At 60.7% G+C, this 16,615-nt stretch carries 21 protein-coding genes and 1 pseudogene; 5 read left to right on the top strand and 17 right to left on the bottom strand.

The genetic code is table 11. The features are described from left to right. The 3 genes and pseudogenes from AC1DIS_RS14865 to AC1DIS_RS14855 form a co-directional block, all read left to right on the top strand. Nucleotides 1-166 (top strand): annotated as a pseudogene (locus AC1DIS_RS14865) (MFS transporter); the annotation flags it as partial. Between the two features lie 244 nt (nt 167-410). Continuing rightward, nucleotides 411-878 carry a helix-turn-helix domain-containing protein gene (locus tag AC1DIS_RS14860; RefSeq protein WP_064619430.1) on the top strand — a complete coding sequence of 156 codons (468 nt, stop codon included), beginning with the start codon at nt 411-413 and terminating at the stop codon, nt 876-878. Then, complete coding sequence (locus AC1DIS_RS14855) at nt 875-1,450, top strand: PIN domain-containing protein (RefSeq protein WP_477744246.1); 576 nt, start codon at nt 875-877, stop codon at nt 1,448-1,450. Before AC1DIS_RS14860 ends, AC1DIS_RS14855 begins: the two co-directional genes overlap by 4 nt. 56 nt (nt 1,451-1,506) lie before the next feature. Here the strand turns inward: AC1DIS_RS14855 and AC1DIS_RS14850 are convergent, their stop codons facing one another. From AC1DIS_RS14850 to ccmA, 10 genes are all read right to left on the bottom strand, one after another. Further along, nucleotides 1,507-1,905 carry a hypothetical protein gene (locus tag AC1DIS_RS14850; RefSeq protein ID WP_019579595.1) on the bottom strand — a complete coding sequence of 133 codons (399 nt, stop codon included), beginning with the start codon at nt 1,903-1,905 and terminating at the stop codon, nt 1,507-1,509. A 14-nt stretch (nt 1,906-1,919) separates the two neighbouring features. Further along, nucleotides 1,920-3,128: a c-type cytochrome biogenesis protein CcmI gene (gene ccmI / locus AC1DIS_RS14845; protein WP_477744245.1), complete on the bottom strand. Its 1,209-nt coding sequence runs from the start codon at nt 3,126-3,128 to the stop codon at nt 1,920-1,922. Continuing rightward, on the bottom strand, nt 3,121-3,594 hold the full coding sequence (locus AC1DIS_RS14840; RefSeq protein ID WP_064619441.1) for a cytochrome c-type biogenesis protein: 474 nt from the start codon (nt 3,592-3,594) through the stop codon (nt 3,121-3,123). Before AC1DIS_RS14840 ends, ccmI begins: the two co-directional genes overlap by 8 nt. Further along, nucleotides 3,591-4,127: a DsbE family thiol:disulfide interchange protein gene (locus AC1DIS_RS14835; RefSeq protein WP_018925073.1), complete on the bottom strand. Its 537-nt coding sequence runs from the start codon at nt 4,125-4,127 to the stop codon at nt 3,591-3,593. Before AC1DIS_RS14835 ends, AC1DIS_RS14840 begins: the two co-directional genes overlap by 4 nt. Beyond that, nucleotides 4,124-6,127, bottom strand: a complete 2,004-nt coding sequence (locus AC1DIS_RS14830; protein WP_477780946.1) for a heme lyase CcmF/NrfE family subunit — start codon at nt 6,125-6,127, stop codon at nt 4,124-4,126. The genes AC1DIS_RS14835 and AC1DIS_RS14830 overlap by 4 nt, the downstream gene beginning before the upstream one ends. Nucleotides 6,128-6,130: 3 nt before the next feature. Then, entirely contained in the window at nt 6,131-6,586 is a 456-nt protein-coding gene (gene ccmE, locus AC1DIS_RS14825) for a cytochrome c maturation protein CcmE (protein WP_086945857.1), read from the bottom strand. Next, entirely contained in the window at nt 6,583-6,759 is a 177-nt protein-coding gene (gene ccmD, locus AC1DIS_RS14820; protein ID WP_007939192.1) for a heme exporter protein CcmD, read from the bottom strand. The genes ccmE and ccmD overlap by 4 nt, the downstream gene beginning before the upstream one ends. Next, on the bottom strand, nt 6,756-7,511 hold the full coding sequence (locus AC1DIS_RS14815; RefSeq protein ID WP_007939194.1) for a heme ABC transporter permease: 756 nt from the start codon (nt 7,509-7,511) through the stop codon (nt 6,756-6,758). The genes ccmD and AC1DIS_RS14815 overlap by 4 nt, the downstream gene beginning before the upstream one ends. An 80-nt stretch (nt 7,512-7,591) precedes the next feature. Then, complete coding sequence (ccmB, locus tag AC1DIS_RS14810; RefSeq protein ID WP_007939195.1) at nt 7,592-8,260, bottom strand: heme exporter protein CcmB; 669 nt, start codon at nt 8,258-8,260, stop codon at nt 7,592-7,594. Continuing rightward, a complete protein-coding gene (ccmA, locus tag AC1DIS_RS14805; protein WP_477744244.1) occupies nt 8,257-8,892 on the bottom strand; it encodes a cytochrome c biogenesis heme-transporting ATPase CcmA in 636 nt (211 codons plus the stop codon). Before ccmA ends, ccmB begins: the two co-directional genes overlap by 4 nt. A 197-nt stretch (nt 8,893-9,089) precedes the next feature. Between ccmA and fliK the strand changes: the two genes are divergently transcribed. Together fliK and AC1DIS_RS14795 are read left to right on the top strand one after the other, a co-directional pair. Further along, entirely contained in the window at nt 9,090-10,664 is a 1,575-nt protein-coding gene (fliK, locus tag AC1DIS_RS14800; RefSeq protein ID WP_477744243.1) for a flagellar hook-length control protein FliK, read from the top strand. Beyond that, nucleotides 10,661-10,990: an EscU/YscU/HrcU family type III secretion system export apparatus switch protein gene (locus tag AC1DIS_RS14795; protein WP_018925069.1), complete on the top strand. Its 330-nt coding sequence runs from the start codon at nt 10,661-10,663 to the stop codon at nt 10,988-10,990. The genes fliK and AC1DIS_RS14795 overlap by 4 nt, the downstream gene beginning before the upstream one ends. Before the next feature lie 117 nt (nt 10,991-11,107). Here the strand turns inward: AC1DIS_RS14795 and AC1DIS_RS14790 are convergent, their stop codons facing one another. From AC1DIS_RS14790 to AC1DIS_RS14760, 7 genes are all read right to left on the bottom strand, one after another. Continuing rightward, nucleotides 11,108-11,500, bottom strand: a complete 393-nt coding sequence (locus tag AC1DIS_RS14790) for a DUF2802 domain-containing protein (protein ID WP_018925068.1) — start codon at nt 11,498-11,500, stop codon at nt 11,108-11,110. Next, nucleotides 11,501-11,986: a chemotaxis protein CheW gene (locus tag AC1DIS_RS14785; RefSeq protein WP_007938663.1), complete on the bottom strand. Its 486-nt coding sequence runs from the start codon at nt 11,984-11,986 to the stop codon at nt 11,501-11,503. A gap of 74 nt (nt 11,987-12,060) precedes the next feature. Continuing rightward, the gene (locus tag AC1DIS_RS14780) at nt 12,061-12,927 is read right to left on the bottom strand and encodes a CheW domain-containing protein (protein WP_064619453.1); all 867 of its coding nucleotides are present in this window, start codon (nt 12,925-12,927) and stop codon (nt 12,061-12,063) included. A gap of 30 nt (nt 12,928-12,957) precedes the next feature. Further along, a complete protein-coding gene (locus AC1DIS_RS14775; protein ID WP_018925066.1) occupies nt 12,958-13,746 on the bottom strand; it encodes a ParA family protein in 789 nt (262 codons plus the stop codon). A 43-nt stretch (nt 13,747-13,789) separates the two neighbouring features. Further along, nucleotides 13,790-14,683, bottom strand: coding sequence for a flagellar motor protein MotD (gene motD / locus AC1DIS_RS14770; protein ID WP_018925065.1), 894 nt, complete (start codon nt 14,681-14,683; stop codon nt 13,790-13,792). Between the two features lie 15 nt (nt 14,684-14,698). Further along, nucleotides 14,699-15,439 (bottom strand): flagellar motor protein, encoded by a 741-nt coding sequence (locus AC1DIS_RS14765; protein ID WP_477780945.1) that lies wholly within the window; start codon nt 15,437-15,439, stop codon nt 14,699-14,701. After that, on the bottom strand, nt 15,439-16,569 hold the full coding sequence (locus AC1DIS_RS14760) for a protein-glutamate methylesterase/protein-glutamine glutaminase (protein ID WP_018925063.1): 1,131 nt from the start codon (nt 16,567-16,569) through the stop codon (nt 15,439-15,441). Before AC1DIS_RS14760 ends, AC1DIS_RS14765 begins: the two co-directional genes overlap by 1 nt. Nucleotides 16,570-16,615: the final 46 nt, after the last annotated feature.

The following is a 16,615-nucleotide window of genomic DNA, read 5'->3' as shown; positions in this document are numbered from 1 at the left end:
CATGACCAGCATCTTCATCGGCGGCGCGTTCGGCTCATCAGTGGCCAGTGCGGTGTACGAACACGGTGGCTGGTTGTGGATCGTGATCGTCGGCAGCGTGTTTCCGTTGCTGGCGTTGTTGCGGTTTTTGAGTGTGTCGGAGAAACCGGCACTGGCGACGGCGTAACAACGTTAGAAACATCGTGAACAAACGTAAGCCCCTGGGTGAGCGGGCTTGCCCGCGAAAGCGTCAGGTCAGTCGACATTTCTGCTAAATGTCACACCGCCTTCGCGAACAAGCCTACACACTCGATCTCCAGCACTAACGCGACTGCATAAGGAGCTGAAAAGCCGGTCGTTTCGTTTATTGCGATTTTCGTTTGATTCGAATAGCCTTCCAATATCGATTATTCAGAATATTGGAAAGCATCATGTCACCAGTTATCCATCCCCCCCTTAACCTGCCCATGGAGCGTGAGGTCCAGGCCGCTATCGAAGGTCAGCGTGCCTTGGCTGCCTGCCTCGCCACCCAATTCGAAACTCAGCATATCCAGATTTTCGATGAGCAGAATGAAGCACACAGCGTCGAACTTCCCACCTCAGCGCTTCGGTTGCTTGTCGACATCCTGGCAGAGCTCGCTGCAGGCAACGCCGTCAAAGTGGTCCCGGTACACGCTGAACTGACCACCCAGGAAGCGGCGGACTTGCTCAATGTCTCACGCCCGCACCTGATCAAACTGCTGGAGTCCGGTGAGTTGTCCTACCACAAAACCGGCAAGCACCGACGTGTGCGCTTTACCGATTTGATGGACTATAAAACCCAGCGCGACATAGCCAGCGAGCAAGCAATGACGCTTCTCGCCGAGCAGGCACAAGCGTTAAGGACAGGATACGAGTGAGGCACTCCCCTTTTACCGCTGTATATGACGCATGTGTTTTGTACCCCGCCCCCTTGAGAGATTTTTTGATGTGGCTCGCGCTCTCCGGGCGTTTCAGGGCGCGATGGTCACTGGAGATACATAACGAATGGAAGCGCAATTTACTGAAGAACCGCCCGGACCTGACAACAGAGCAGTTGGATCGCACGTCCGACTTGATGGATCAGGCCATACCTGATGCTTGCGTCTACGGTTACGAAAGGCTGATCGAAGGGCTAACACTGCCTGATGTCGATGACCGACATGTTCTGGCTGCCGCTATACGCTGCAATGCCAGTGTCATCGTGACCTTTAACCAGAAAGATTTTCCGGATGAAACACTGGGAGCCTTTGGCATCGAAGCCCAACATCCTGACGAGTTCGTCGATAACCTGTTTGATCTGGACCCGGCAGCAGTTGTTGCGGCAGCACAACGACAACGCAAACAGCTAAAGACGCCGCCGATGGATGTCACCACTTATCTCGAACTGCTGTTACGCCAGGGCCTGAATCGGTCGAGCAAGGCGTTGACCCACTATCAGGCGATTCTTTAACCGCCCTTCATAAATGCCGAAAAGCAAAACGGCGATCCTCAGATCGCCGTTTCCATTCACTGCCCGAATTGTCTGCCCAGCCCACCCGGCACACCGTGGATATCCGTCTCTTCCCACGGCCCGTTAGGGCTGATCGAGCGGCTCCAGCCGTTGTCCCAGCGGTAGTAGGTGCGCTGGCGGTAGAAGGTGTTGGTTTGATTGTCGAGGACGTAAACACCGAGTTTCGCATCCCAATGGCTGTTGCCCCCCGGTGGCGGGGCGAAGCTGGCGGAGGTGCGTTGCACCGGCTTCGATGGTTTGCTCGGCGTGACCGGTTTGCTCGGTGTGGTCGGTTTGGTGCTCGGCTGCGAGGGCGGGATTGGCGGCAACCGTTCCGGTTCGTACTCCTGGACCGCACACGCGCTTAGCCCCAAAACCATCATGCTGAGGAGAGTGATACGAGCGAAGGCGGTCATGGTGGCGTTTCCTGTTATTTATCCGGGCTGTCGATGGTCAGTTTTTGTGGCGCGCTGGTGCTGGTGGCCAAAGGTTGGCTACGACCGATCCATTCGCCGGCAGTCGGTTGGCCGGCGCGGGAGATGCGCGCAACCAGTTGGACTTCGGGGAAGTTCGACAGTTTCAACTGGGGCATCATTGCATCGGCATCGCCCAGCTCGACGGTCGCTGGCAGGTCGGCAACGGTCAGACGCTTGGCCGCCAATGGTGCGGGCGGGCCTGCGGTGGCGCGGGCGAAGATGAACACGCTGTCGCCGGGCTTGACCCTAGCTTTTAAGTCGGGCGCCAGATCGACACGCACCTTGAGCAGTGCTGCAACCTTCACTGCCGGAGCCTGAACCTGAGCCACCTTGCCACCGCTGGCTTCAAGCTTCTCGGCGGCCTTGGCGATGCCGCCTTGCAGCGCGACACGGGACTGGTCATCCAGCGGCAGTTGCACCAACAGACGATTCCAGTAGTCGATGGCTTCCTGGTAACGCTCGCCTTCGAAGGCCGCGATGCCCAGCAGACCGAGGCTGGTGACCTCCTTCGGATCGGCTTTCAGTGCTTCGTCAGTCAGGGCCTGGACCTTGTCCGACCACTTCTTGCCATCGGCGAAGTATTGGGCCTGAGCCCACTGCCCGAGCAGTTCCGGCTGGCGACCGGCCAGGTTCACGGTACGCTCGAAGATCTTCGCCGCATCGCCGGGGCGGTCCTGAGCCATGTAAGTGCGGCCGAGGAAGTACAGGCCTTCGGCCGAATCCGGTTGCGCCGCAACCGCACGCTCCAGGCGACGGGTCATGTCTTCCATCGACTGCGGCGCCTGGGCGAACTCGCGGGTCAGCTCGACTTTGTCGCTGGCACCGAAATGCAGGTACAGCCCAAGGCCCAGCACAGGCACCAGAATTGCCGCCAGCAATGGCAATGGCTTGCCCAGGCGCGACACTCGCGGTACCTCGACGCCTTCGGTGTCGGCAAGCAGTTCACGGGCGGCTTCGGCGCGGCCGGCATTCATTTGCTCGGCGTTGAGTACGCCTTCTTCTTGCTGAGTCTGCAACTCAGCCACGCGCTCCTGATACAGCGCGACGTTAAGCGCCGTACGATCCTCTTCAAGCTGGGCGCGACGACCGCGCAGAACGGGGATCAGCAAAAAACTCAGGGCTACCAGAAGCAGCAGGCCTGCAGCGAGCCAGAAATCAATCATGCTTGGTTTTATCCAACAGGTGGTCGAGGCGCTCGCGCTCATCAAAAGAAAGCGTGTCCGGGCTGTCAGCGCGTTGCACGCGACGACGGCGGACGATCACGGCGATGATCACAAAACCGCCCAGCAGCAGGCCGGCCGGGCCGAACCAGAGCAATGCGGTCTTGGCATTCAGAGCAGGTTTATAACGGACGAAATCACCATAGCGGTCGACCATGAAGTCGATGATCTGCTGGTTGTCCTTGCCCTCGCCGAGCATGCGGAAAATCTCTTTGCGCAGGTCGGCGGCGATCGGTGCGTTGGAATCGGCAATGTCCTGATTCTGGCACTTGGGGCAACGCAGCTCTTTGGTCAGCTCGCGAAAACGCTCGCGATCGCCCTCTTTGGCGAACTCATAGGTATCGATGGCGGCGTGGGCCACGCCAGCCATGCTCAACCCCAGAGCGGCGGCGGCAATCCAGCGCTTCATGGCTTGGCCTCGTCGACCAGCGCCTGATACTTGGCCGCCAGTTTTTCGCGCCAGACCTGTTCGTCGATCACCCCGACGAATTTGTCGCGGATGATGCCCTTGGCGTCGATGAAGAAGGTTTCCGGTGCGCCATACACGCCGAGGTTCAGGCCCAGGGTGCCTTCATCGTCACGGACGTCCAGTTGATACGGGTTGTGGAACTCGGCCAGCCACTTCAAGGCGTCTGCATTGGTGTCCTTGTAGTTGATGCCGTAGATCACCACGCCCTTCTCGGCCAGTTTGTTCAACACCGGGTGCTCGACCCGGCAGGAAATGCACCAGGTGCCCCAGACGTTGACCAGCGCCGGTTTACCCAGAATGTCCGCTTTGGTCAGGGTTTTGTCGCCCTGCACCGAGAGCAGGGAAAACTCCGGGAACGGCTTGCCGATCATCGCCGAGGGCAACTCGGCCGGGTTCAGGTACAGCCCCCGATACAGAAAAACAGCAACCACCAGAAAAATCGCCAGCGGCAACAGCATCAACCAACGTCTCATGCGGTGGCTCCCGTCATGCCGAGCGCTTCACGCACRCGRCTTTTTACCTTGACYCGATAACGGCGATCCAGCGCCGCCAGCAACCCGCCTACACCTGTGAGCAGCCCACCGAACCAGATCCAGCGCACGAACGGTTTGACGTGCACGCGAACCGCCCAGGCGCCCTCGCCCAACGGCTCGCCCAGTGCGACGTACAGGTCACGGGTGAAACCGGCGTCGATCCCGGCCTCGGTCATCATCGAGTTCTGCACCGTGTACAGGCGTTTTTCCGGGTGCAGCACGCTGACTTCCTTACCGTCGCGGATCACCCGTACGGTGCCCTTGTCGGACGTGAAATTCGGGCCTTCGAAGTGCTTGGCGCCTTCGAACACAAACTGGTAACCGGCCAGGCTCATGGACTCACCCGGTGCCAGGCGCAGATCACGCTCGGCACTGTTCTGGCTCGACAACACGACACCCAGCGCGCACACGGCAATGCCCAAATGCGCGAGTTGCATGCCCCAATAACTGCGGGTCAGGGTCGGCAGTCCTTTGATCAAGCCTTTGTGGCGAGTCTTGTCGAAAATGTCCCGCACACCGGCCAGCAACACCCAGGCAGCCAACATGAAGGTTGCCAGCACCGCCCAGTTGAAATCGCCGTAAGCAACGCCCGCCACGACGGCCAGCGCGGCGCTGCCGAGTAATACCGGGGTCAGCATGCTCACCAGCCATTTGACCGGGGTGTCTTTCCAGCGCACCACCACACCGACCGCCATCACTATCATCAGGATCGCCATCAACGGAATGAACAGCGCGTTGAAGTACGGCGGGCCGACCGACAGCTTGGCACCGGTCATTGCATCGAGGATCAGCGGGTACAAGGTGCCCAGCAGAATCATCGAAGCAGCCACCACCAGCACCAGGTTGTTGCCCAGCAGCAGGGTTTCCCGGGACCAGAGGTTGAAGCCGACATGGCTCTTGACCACCGGCGCGCGCAGGGCGAACAGCGTCAATGAACCACCGACCACAAACAGCAGGAAGACCAGAATGAACACACCACGCTCAGGGTCGGAGGCAAAGGCGTGAACCGAGGTCAGCACGCCGGAACGCACCAGGAAGGTCCCGAGCAGGCTCAACGAGAATGCGGCGATGGCCAACAGCACGGTCCAGCTCTTGAACACGCCACGTTTTTCCGTGACCGCCAACGAGTGAATCAGCGCCGTGCCCACCAGCCAAGGCATGAAGGACGCGTTTTCCACCGGGTCCCAGAACCACCAGCCGCCCCAGCCGAGTTCGTAGTAGGCCCACCAGGAACCCAACGTGATACCGATGCCAAGGAAGGCCCAGGCGACGATGGTCCACGGACGGGACCAGCGCGCCCACGCCGCATCGAGACGACCGCCCAACAGCGCGGCGATGGCGAAGGCGAAGGCCACGGAGAAGCCGACGTAACCCATGTACAGCATCGGCGGATGAACGATCAGGCCGATGTCTTGCAGCAGAGGATTAAGATCGCGCCCGTCCGCCGGCATCTGCGGCAGGATCCGGGCGAACGGGTTGGACGTCAGGATCAGGAACAGCAGGAAACCCGTGCTGATCATGCCCATCACCGCCAGCACCCGGGCCAGCATCACTTGCGGCAACTGTCGGGAGAACACCGACACCGCGAAGGTCCAGCCGCCGAGAATCAACGCCCACAGCAGCAACGACCCTTCGTGAGCGCCCCACACGGCGCTGAACTTGTAGTACCACGGCAGCGCGCTGTTGGAGTTGYTGGCCACGTAGGCGACGGAGAAGTCGTCCGCCATGAACGCATAGGTCAGGCAACCGAAGGCGAACAGCAAAAACGCGAACTGCCCCCACGCAGCCGGCTGGGCCAGGCTCATCCACAAACGGTCGCCGCGCCAGGCACCGAGCAACGGCACCACGGCCTGCACCAACGCAAAACACAACGCCAGGATCATGGCCAGATGGCCGAGTTCGGGGATGAACAGCCCCGAGCTGTAAAGTGCGGAAGTCATCCGTTAGCCCTCCTTGGCTGGCGTAGGTGCCGACTGACCACTGTCTTTCAACGCCTTGGTCACTTCCGGCGGCATGTACTTCTCGTCGTGCTTGGCCAGCACTTCGTCGGCCACCACCACGCCATCAGCGTTGAGCTTGCCGAGGGCAACGATGCCCTGCCCTTCGCGGAACAGGTCCGGGAGGATGCCGCGATAGCTGATGGTCACGGATTTGTTGAAGTCGGTGACGATGAATTTCACGTCCAGGGAATCGCCGGAACGTTGCAGCGAGCCTTTTTCGACCATGCCGCCCGCACGGATGCGCGTGTCTTGCGGCGCTTCGCCATTGGCGATCTGGGTCGGGGTGTAAAACAGATTGATGTTCTGCCGCAGGGCGCTCAGGGCCAGGCCGACGGCAGCGCCGACACCGACCAGGATCGCGAGAATGATGACAAGACGCTTTTTACGCAGCGGATTCACTGGCCGTTCTCCCGGCGCAAACGACGCGCCTCTTGTTGCAGATACCGCTTGCGGGCCAGGATCGGCGCCGCCACGTTGAGGGCCAGCACCGCCAGGCAAATGCCATAGGCTGACCAGACATACAGGCCGTGATGGCCCATGGCGAGAAAGTCGCCGAATGAAGCGAAACTCATCGAGCGGCCTCCAGACTGTTCTGCACTTCGGATTTCACCCAGCTCGCCCGGGCTTCGCGCTTGAGCACTTCAAGGCGCATGCGCAGCAACAGCACCGCCCCGAAGAAACAGTAGAAACCCAGCACCGTCAGCAGCAGTGGCAGCCACATCTCGGCGGGCATCGCCGGTTTTTCGGTGAGAGTGAACGTCGCGCCCTGGTGCAGGGTGTTCCACCACTCCACCGAGTATTTGATGATCGGGATGTTGATCACGCCGACAATCGCCAGCACCGCGCAGGCCTTGGCCGCGCTGTCACGATTGCTGATGGCGTTGCCCAGCGCAATAAGACCGAAGTACAGAAACAGCAGAATCAACATGGACGTAAGTCGCGCATCCCAGACCCACCACGAACCCCAGGTCGGTTTACCCCAGATCGCCCCGGTGACCAGCGCCACGGCGGTCATCCAGGCACCGATCGGGGCGGCGCATTGCAGGGCGACGTCGGCCAGTTTCATTTTCCACACCAGCCCGACAACGCCGCACACGGCCAGCATCACGTAGATCGACTGCGCCAGCATGGCGGCGGGAACGTGGATATAGATGATTCGAAAGCTATTGCCTTGCTGGTAGTCCGGCGGTGCGAAGGCCAGGCCCCAGACCACGCCGACGCTAATCAGCAGCAACGCCGCGACGCTCAGCCAGGGAAGCAATTTGCCACTGATGCCGTAAAACCATTTGGGCGAGCCGAGCTTATGAAACCAGGTCCAGTTCATTGCTGTTTCCATCACGGTTGCTGTTCGTTATCACGAAACAGCCAAAGGGTCTTTACTGGTCAAATTTTAACCAGACCTCATTATTCGCCGACACTGATCTTCAGGCCAGCAGCTATTGCAAAAGGTGCCAGGGTTATCGCCAGGGCGGTCAGGCTACCAAGCCACAAGAGATAACCGGTCGCCGGCATGCCCTGCAATGCCGCCTGCAAGGCGCCACTGCCGAGAATCAACACCGGGATATACAGCGGCAGAATCAGCAGCGCCAGCAACAGGCCACCACGCTTCAATCCTACCGTCAGCGCCGCGCCCACCGCACCGAGCAGGCTCAACACCGGTGTACCGAGCAATAAAGAAAGCAGCAACACCGGCAGACAAGCGGCAGGCAAACCGAGCATCAGCGCCAGCAATGGCGCGAGCAAAACCAGTGCCAGGCCGGAAAAGGCCCAGTGTGCCAGCACCTTGGCCAGCACCAGAAGAGGCAGGGGGTGCGACGAAAGGACCCACTGTTCAAGGGATCCGTCTTCGAAATCACTGCGGAAGAGCCCGTCCAGCGAGAGCAAAACCGATAAAAGCGCCGCCACCCAGACCAGCCCCGGAGACAAGGTTTGCAACAATTGAGTCTCGGGGCCGACCGCCAGCGGGAACAAGGAGACGACGATGGCGAAAAATACCAACGGGTTCGCCAATTCGGCAGGACGGCGGAACAGCAAACGGGCCTCACGGGCGACCAACAGGCCGAAAACACTCATACGGCCCAATTCCCCAAATCAATGTCGCGATAGCCGGCCGGCATCCGGCTCAGCGTGTGGTGAGTGGTCAGCACCACCATGCCGCCGCGCTCGCAGTGCGCGGCCAGGTGTTCTTCGAGTTGCGCCACGCCTTGTTTATCGAGCGCGGTGAACGGCTCGTCGAGGATCCACAGCGGCGGGCTGTCCAGGAACAACCGCGCCAACGCCACACGACGTTGCTGGCCGGCAGACAGTGTGTGACAGGGAACATCCTCGAAACCGCGCAGCCCCACCGCCGCCAGCGCTTGCCAGATCGCCTCATGGGAGGCCGGTTGATGCAAGGCGCAGAGCCAGCTGAGGTTTTCTTCGGGGGTCAGCAGGTCCTTGATGCCGGCGGCATGGCCGATCCACAGCAGGTTGCGCGCCAGTTCGCTGCGTTGTTCGTTCAGTGGCTGGCCGTTGAGCAACACTTGACCGGCGGTCGGATGCATCAAACCGCAAAGCAGACGTAGCAGGCTGGTCTTGCCACTGCCGTTGGGGCCGCTGATCTGTAACATTTCGCCACTGGCCAGTCGCAATTCGAGATTTTCGAAAAGCAGCCGAAGGTCTCGCTCACAGGCAAGGGCAACGGTTTGCAGGACAGGACTGGTCAAGGGTTCACGGGCCTTATGCGGTTCAAGTCGGCTCTGGCGCGGCCGTTAAAGAGATGCAGCATAGATGCAATGACGGCTTGTTCTAGAGAGCTGCGTCAATCAATTGCAATGTTTTCGCCACTCAGCGAAAGACGGGCGGCATTATACATGGCGTTCCCTACTCTCAAGAGTGCAATTTCCTCAGGTTGTGTCCGCGTATGACAGGCGAAATGAACATCCTCCCGCTCCCGCCAACCACCCCGGCGACTTCGCGTCCATTGGTGATCAGCGGCGAGTTGCTCAAGCTGCTGACGCCGATGGAGGGCCTGATCACGGCCGGTCAGACCGCCAAGGCTGAAGTGCTGTCACTCAAGCAGGCGGATCAGACCTTTCAACTGTTGCTCAAGGTCACTCTCGACAGCGGCCGCCAGACCACTGTCCAGGCCACCAGCACTCAGCCGTTGCCCCAGGGTACCAGCCTGTCGATCACCCAGCCGTCGGCGGGCAATCTGGCAGTCACGGTGCAACAGGCCATCGCCTCCAGCGTCGCCACCCTCACCCGTATCGATACCGCGCAACTGCCGGTCGGCACCCTGCTGCAAGGCAAAGTGCTGACCTCTCAGGTGATGCCGCAGGTGCCGGGCCAGCCGACGGTGTTTCGCTCGATGGTGAGCCTGCTCAACACCGCGCTGAGCGGCAGCACGCTGAGCATCGACAGCCCGACACCGCTGCGCATCGGCACCTTGCTGAGTGCCTTGGTGCAGGACACCCAGACACTCAAATTCGTGCCGCTGAGCAGCCGTCAGGAACAGTTGGCGGTGACGCAACAATTGGTCAGCCAGCAAAGTCGCCAGGGTTCTCTGGATGGCTTGATCAAGGTCCTGCAAAATCTGCCACCGTCGGATCAGACCTCCAGCGACCTGCGCGCCGCCGTGGACAAATTGCTCGCTGGCCTGCCGGACGCCCAACAATTGAGTACGCCCAAAGGGCTGGCCCAGGCGCTGGCCAACAGTGGCCTGTTCCTGGAAGCCAAATTGCTGACCGGACAAAACCCGACGCTGGCGCCAGACATGAAAGGCGACCTGCTCAAGCTGATCGCCCAGCTGACGCCGGGCCTGCCGGCCAACACCAATCTCAACGCAATCATCGCTGCCAACACCCTGGCCCAGGCCATGCCGAGTTTCGTGCGCAATGCCCTCGGCATGCTCGGGCAAGTCAGTGCCAAACCGTCGCCGACCAGCTTCCCACTGCCCGAGCGCCTGCTGCAAAGCGCGGAAGGCGAAGATGATCTCGAGCACCTGCTGCGCCTGGCTGCGGCGGCGGTTTCGCGTTTGCAAAGTCATCAGCTGTCGAGCCTTGAGCAGACTGGCGTCACCAGTGACGGGCGGTTGATGAGCACCTGGCAACTGGAAATCCCCATGCGCAACCTGCAGGACATCGTGCCGTTGCAGGTCAAATTCCAGCGCGAAGAAGCCCCCGAAAAAGAACAACCGCGCGAACGCCGCGACGAACGCGAACCCAAGCAACCGCTATGGCGCGTCGAGCTGGCATTCGACATGGAACCGTTGGGGCCGTTGCAGATTCAGGCCCAACTGATCAAAGGCAGCCTCTCCAGTCAGCTGTGGGCCGAACGGCCGTACACTGCGAGCCTGATCGAAAGCAATCTGGCCGCGCTGCGCCAGCGCCTGCTGGATTCCGGGCTGAACGTCGGCGATCTGGATTGCCACCTCGGCACACCGCCACAAGGCCCTCAAACCCGTCTCGAACAACGCTGGGTCGACGAAACCGCATGAACGAATCCACCGCACCGCGCCAGGCCATCGCCCTCAAATACGACGGCAGCCACGCCCCTACCCTTACGGCCAAAGGTGACGAAGAACTGGCTGAAGAAATTCTACGGATTGCCCGTGACTACGAAGTGCCGATTTACGAGAACGCCGAACTGGTGAAACTGCTGGCGCGGATGGAATTGGGCGAGAGTATTCCCGAGGAGTTGTACCGCACGATTGCCGAGATCATTGCGTTTGCCTGGAATCTGAAAGGCAAGTTTCCGGCGGGGCATGATCCGCATGCGGTGACGGTGGAGAAGGACGTCACCGAGCGCGGGGATGATTATTGAATCTTTATTGAATGTAAAAAGATCGCAGCCCCGTTTCACTCGACAGCTCCTACAGGGCGTACACCATCCCAATGTAGGAGCTGTCGAGTGAAACGAGGCTGCGATCTTTTGCTCTTCTCAGTTTCTGTGCAACTTGCTCATCAACTCCGCCTCAGCCTGGGTCAAGCCGCAAGACTGAGTCAGCTCATCGACGCTGGCCCCCATCCCCACCAGGCGCGCGGCCTGGGCGAATGAAAGGCTCGACGGATCACGCTGCTCCAACTGCGCCAGCTTGTCCGGCAACGGCCCGACCACCGCGCGCAGTTCGTGCAGGTCTTCACCCATGCGCACGTTGCCGTTCTGGTAGTCGTCGACGCGCTTGGCCAGGTCCTTGATGCGCTGATCGCGCAGTGCATCGCCCTGAGCCTGTTGTGCGGCGACCTGCCTTTGAGCGCGGATGTACGCCAGGAACATCGCCAGCGTGCCTGCCCACAAAAGGAACAGGACAATCACAGCCACCTCAAGAATCAATCAGATACTCTCCAGTTCCGACCATTCTTCTTCGCTCATCATCTTGTCCAGCTCGACCAGGATCAGCAGTTCATTGTTCTTGTTGCACACGCCTTGAATGAACTTGGCGGACTCTTCGTTACCGACGTTCGGTGCGGTCTCGATTTCCGACTGACGCAGATAAACCACTTCAGCCACGCTGTCGACCATGATCCCGACCACTTGCTTGTCGGCTTCGATGATGACGATGCGGGTGTTGTCACTGACGTCGACCGTGCCCAGGCCGAAACGCTGACGGGTGTCGATCACGGTGACCACGTTGCCGCGCAGGTTGATGATACCCAGCACGTAGCTCGGGGCACCCGGTACCGGAGCGATTTCGGTGTAGCGCAGGACTTCCTGAACGCGCATCACGTTAATGCCGTAGGTTTCATTGTCCAGCTTGAAGGTGACCCATTGCAGGATCGGATCTTCGGAACCTTTTGCCGCCGTCGCCTTGTCATTCATACCCTGACCCCTCGAAAAACCGCCCTAGCGGTGTGTATTCAGTGCACCGGCACTTGAATGCCGATGCGTGTTTTTTATGTCGGTTTGTGGTTCGGCTTACTGCCGCCCATGTGCTTCGCCCCGCCGCTGGCGATCAATTCGGCCAGTGCGGCGACATCGAGCAAAGCGCACATGTGTTCAATCACCGTGCCGGCGAGCCATGGCCGCTGCCCCCGGTGACTTCTCCATTTGATTTCATTCGGGTCCAGGCGCAACGAGCGGCTGACCTGATGCACCGCCAGCCCCCACTCATAGCCCTGAACTGAAATAACGTATTGCAGGCCCTGGCGGAAATCGTCGCGGTAGCGGTCCGGCATGACCCAGCGTGCGGTATCCAGCACCTTCAGGTTGCCGGCCTGGCTTGGCAGGATCCCGAGGAACCATTCCGGCTGACCGAACAACGGCGTCAGCTCGTGGCCGGCCAGGGAATAAATCGAACCCAGGCACACCAGCGGCACCGCGAGGGTCAACCCGGCGACATCGAACAACAGGCATTCGAACGGCTCGGCCGCCCAGGCCGGACGATCGTCATTTTCCACCGGAGGCGGCGTGTTGCTCGGCGGCAGATGAACTTCCACCACCGGCGGCACCAACGCTTGCAGCAACGGCGCAATCGTCGACACGGACGCCAGAATCGGTGCCGGCGCTTCGATCACGGCCACCGGTGCCTTCGCCACTGGCGCAACAACGGGGGCCGCGACCACTGCCGGCTTCTGCGCATCGCGCGCCTGCTCTTCGAGCACCGCCGCCTGGAACTCGTCCAGCGCAGCTTCAGCCTCGACAACCTCAGGGAGCGCCTCGACTTCAGGCAACAGCTCTTCGGTCGCGTCCTGCAGCAAGCCATCCAGATAAGACTGAAGGGCCAATTGCGGGCGCGAGGTGATCTTCACCGGCCGGGTCATGCGAATACCATCGTAGGAATCAGGCTCATCTCAAGCCACCTGCGGAACAAGTTGCTGGGCCAACAGATGCTTGAGCAGTGCGCGGTAGGCGAGAACGCCGCGACTCTTGCCATCGAATTGCGACGGCGTCAGCCCTGCCCGGCTCGCGTCACGCAAGCGGGTGTCGATCGGGATGTAGCCTTGCCAGATTTCTTCCGGGTACTTGTCGCGCAGCACGCGCAGAGTGCCAAGCGAAGCCTGGGTGCGGCGGTCGAACAGGGTCGGCACGATGTTGAACGGCAACGCCAGTTTGCGCGAGCGGTTGATCATCGCCAGCGTGTTGACCATGCGTTCCAGGCCTTTGACCGCCAGGTGCTCGGTCTGCACCGGAATCACCAACTGCTGGCTGGCCGCCAAGGCATTGACCATCAGCACGCCGAGCAACGGCGGGCTGTCGATCACGGCGTAATCGAAGTCTTGCCACAACTGCGCCAGACTCTTGGCGATCACCAGGCCCAAACCGCTCTGGCCCGGCGACTGGCGCTCAAGGGTGGCCAGCGCGGTGCTCGATGGCAACAGGGAAATGCGTTCGTCGCTGGTGGGCATCAACAACTGACCGGGCAAGCCTTGCGGCACGTTGCCCTTGTGCAGAAACAGGTCGTAGCTGCTGTGCTCCAGGCTGTCGGGGTCGTAACCGAAGTAGCTGGTCATGGAGCCGTGGGGGTCGAGATCGACCACAACCACGCGCTTGCCCGCCTCCGCCAGTAAACCGGCTAAAGCAATGGAGGAAGTGGTTTTACCGACACCACCCTTTTGATTGGCAACTGCCCAGACTCTCATTCGGATTGTTCCTCCCGGTCGAAAACGTCGACCGAGAAATAGCTCAACGTATTAATGCGGGTGACGGAGAATTGACGGCACTCTCGCGTCCCGGCGACTTGACCGGGGTCGGTGCAGTTTGTGTGCCAGCCCGCTTCAATGCGGCATCCGGTTGTGCATGAGCCGTTCCGGTACCGGTGAGGCTACGGCGTACATCAAGATTGCGTGACACCACCAGCACCACCCGACGGTTGCGCGCACGGCCTTCGGCGGTGGCGTTGTTGGCCACTGGCTGGAATTCGCCATAACCCACCGATGCCAGGCGACCAGGGTTCACGCCCTGCATCGCCAGCATCCGCACGATGCTCGCCGAACGGGCCGAGGACAGTTCCCAGTTGGTTGGGTATTGCGCGGTGCGGATCGGTTGATCGTCGGTGAAACCTTCGACGTGGATCGGGTTGTCGAACGGCCGGAGGATCGCAGCGACCTTGTCGATGATGTTGAACGCAATGTCGCTGGGCATGGCGTCGCCGCTGCCGAACAACAGGCTGGAATTGAGTTCGATCTCGACCCACAACTCGTTGCCACGCACGGTCATCTGGTTGGAGCTGATCAAGTCGCCGAACGCCGCGCTGATGTCATCGGCGATGCTTTTGAGTGGATCGTTGGCGGCCTGGGCGATGCCGGCGTCGATCTGCTCGCTGTCCTTGACCAGCGGTTTGGCCGGGGTCACGGTCTTCGGTCTCTCTTCGCCAATGGGGATCGGCTTGAGGGCGCGGTCAGAGTCGGTAAACACCCCGATCAACGCCTCGGAAATGATCTTGTACTTGCCTTCGTTGATCGACGAGATCGAGTACATCACCACGAAGAACGCGAACAGCAAGGTGATGAAGTCGGCGTAGGAAACCAGCCAACGTTCATGGTTCACATGTTCTTCATGTTGCCTGCGACGAGCCATGATCCATTTCCCCCATCAATCCATGAAGCCCTGAAGCTTCAACTCAATAGAGCGAGGGTTTTCACCTTCGGCGATCGACAGGATCCCTTCCAGCAACATTTCGCGATAGCGCGACTGCCGTAACGCGATGGACTTGAGCTTGGCGGCAATCGGCAACAGCACCAGGTTGGCACTGGCCACGCCGTAGATGGYAGCGACGAAGGCGACGGCGATGCCACTGCCCAGTTGCGATGGGTCGCCCAGGTTGCCCATGACGTGGATCAGGCCCATCACCGCACCGATGATACCGATGGTCGGCGCGTAGCCGCCCATGCTTTCAAAGACCTTGGCGGCTTCGATGTCGCGGCTTTCCTGGGTGTAGAAATCCACTTCCAGAATGCTGCGGATCGCTTCCGGCTCGGCACCGTCGACCAGCAATTGCAGGCCTTTACGCGAGTAGCTGTCAGGTTCGGCGTCGGCCACCCCTTCCAGCCCGAGCAAACCTTCCTTGCGAGCGGTCAGACTCCAGTTCACCACGCGATCAATGCCGCCGGCCAGGTCCACGCGAGGCGGAAACAGAATCCAGGCGAGAATCTGTATGGCACGCTTGAAGGCACTCATCGGCGATTGCAGCAGCGCGGCACCGATGGTGCCACCGAGTACGATCAACGCCGCCGGGCCGTTGGCCAGTGCGCCGAGGTGACCGCCTTCAAGGTAGTTGCCGCCGATGATGGCGACGAACGCCATGATGATCCCGATAAGGCTGAGCACATCCATCAGATGCAAGCCTCAACCAGGTGCCGACCGATGTCGTCGAGGCTGTACACCGCGTCCGCGAGTTCGGCTTTGACGATGGCCATTGGCATGCCGTAGATCACACAACTGGCTTCATCCTGGGCCCAGATCGCACTGCCACCCTGCTTGAGCAGACGCGCGCCTTCGCGACCGTCGGCGCCCATGCCGGTCAGTACCACCGCCAGAACTTTGTCGCCGTAGGACTTGGCCGCGGAACCGAAGGTAATGTCCACGCACGGCTTGTAGTTCAGACGCTCGTCGCCCGGCAGGATTTTCACCGCGCCACGGCCGTCGATCATCATCTGCTTGCCACCGGGTGCGAGCAGCGCCAGGCCCGGACGCAGGATGTCGCCATCCTCGGCTTCCTTGACACTGATGCGGCACAGCTTGTCCAGGCGCTCGGCGAAGGCCTTGGTGAAGGCTGCCGGCATGTGCTGGATCAACACGATGGGTGCCGGGAAGTTGGCCGGCAACTGTGTCAGAACCCGTTGCAGCGCAACCGGGCCACCGGTGGAGGTACCGATGGCGACCAATTTGTAGGCTTTGCGTTTCGGCGCGGGAGATGACGGAGCCGCTGCATGGGGGCGCGCCGCAATCGGTGCCGGTGCCGGACGCGCAGGCGCGCTGCTGCCGTAGCTGCCGACGCTCGAAGGCGCAGGCGTCGGGGCTGGCGCAGCGACCGGTGCCGGAGGGGTGTAGGCGCTGACACGACGGTTACTGCGCGAGATGCTGAGAATCTTCTCGCACAGCAGTTGCTTGACCTTCTCCGGGTTACGGGAGATGTCTTCGAAATTCTTCGGCAGGAAGTCCACCGCGCCGGCGTCCAGCGCATCGAGGGTGACCCGGGCGCCTTCGTGGGTCAGCGAGGAGAACATCAACACCGGGGTTGGGCAGCGCTGCATGATGTGCCGCACCGCCGTGATGCCATCCATCATTGGCATCTCGTAGTCCATGGTGATCACGTCTGGCTTGAGGGCCAGGGCCTGATCGATCGCCTCTTTTCCGTTGGTCGCCGTACCGACGACCTGGATGTTTGAATCCGCTGCAAGAATTTCCGAGACGCGGCGGCGGAAAAACCCCGAATCGTCCACCACCAGGACTTTGACTACCATAAACACTCCGTTAGACGGGGCGAGGCTCTGGCGCCCCGCTCCCCCA

It is taken from the genome of Pseudomonas sp. 05N433, assembly GCF_056396925.1.
Note: the sequence above shows the minus strand (reverse complement) of the source record. Positions and strands in the feature narration are given on the sequence as shown.